General features: G+C 56.1%; 1 protein-coding gene and 1 pseudogene. Both read left to right on the top strand.

Annotated features, from left to right (window positions below; all coding sequences use genetic code 11):
- Positions 1-663 (top strand): annotated as a pseudogene (locus EWM57_RS20660) (hypothetical protein); the annotation flags it as partial.
- Positions 664-795: 132 nt separating this feature from the next.
- Positions 796-917 (top strand): glycosyltransferase (locus tag EWM57_RS21970; protein ID WP_129922936.1); only part of this gene is annotated, 122 nt, incomplete at its 3' end.

Raw genomic sequence — 917 nt, 5'->3', positions numbered from 1 at the left:
GCCCGGGGCGAGTTTATCTGCATGATTGGCTCAGACGACGTGTACTTGCCCGACAAGCTGGCCGTGCAGGTGCCGCTGCTGCGTGATGCTCCGCCCGAGGTGGGCGTAATCTTCGGCCCGGTCGAGCTGATTGGCCCCCAGGGTGAGCCCCTGCCCACCCCCAAATGGCCGGTCATATCAGAAGGCAGCGTGTTTGTACCCTTGCTGAGGCAAAATTTTGTGTCAGCCATGGGCACGTTGGTCCGGCGCTCCTGCTACGACAAGGTCGGGCTATACGATGAGAGTCTCGTGTACGAGGACTTGGATATGTGGCTGCGGATTGCCAAGCAGTATCAGTTCAAATATTCGGAGCAGATAAGTGCCAAGTATCGTGTGCACCCTAAATCTGCCATGCAAAGCCGGCAGGCAGTCCTGATCGAATCTACCCTGCGCCTGTTGCACAAATACTGGGGCGAAAGCGCCGAAACCGACCAGATTATAATGGCTCATGCTAAGAATTTGTCTGAGCGCCTATACCAACTCGGTAGTCCCCGGGCTAAGCATTGGCTGCATTTGCGTTGGCGGCGTGAGCGAGGGGTGCGGACTGGAATCCTGTATATGCTGGCGTTGCTGGGAGTGCCGGGCACGCAGGTGGTAAAGCTCCAGCGCCGTCTTGGTCGCTGATACTCTCAGCATACTACCCTAGTGGTTCAAAAGCTCCGCTATGGTAGTACGCCTGTTGGGGTCCGTGAGAAGTTCTTTTCTCACCTAGTTGCGGATAGAAGCTGAAATTCTCTCTAATCAAATCGTAGTCTTATGGAAGAGCCTTTAGTGACAGTTGGGGTGGCCTCGTACAACAACAGCGCGTATTTGCGCCAGACGCTGGAGAGCATCCGCCAGCAGACCTACCCGCACTGGGAGCTGCTCATCGTCGACGA

Origin of the sequence: Hymenobacter persicinus, assembly GCF_004167665.1 — a bacterium.
Classification (GTDB): Bacteria; Bacteroidota; Bacteroidia; order Cytophagales; family Hymenobacteraceae; genus Hymenobacter; species Hymenobacter persicinus.
This window is presented reverse-complemented; position numbering and strand designations above follow the sequence as displayed.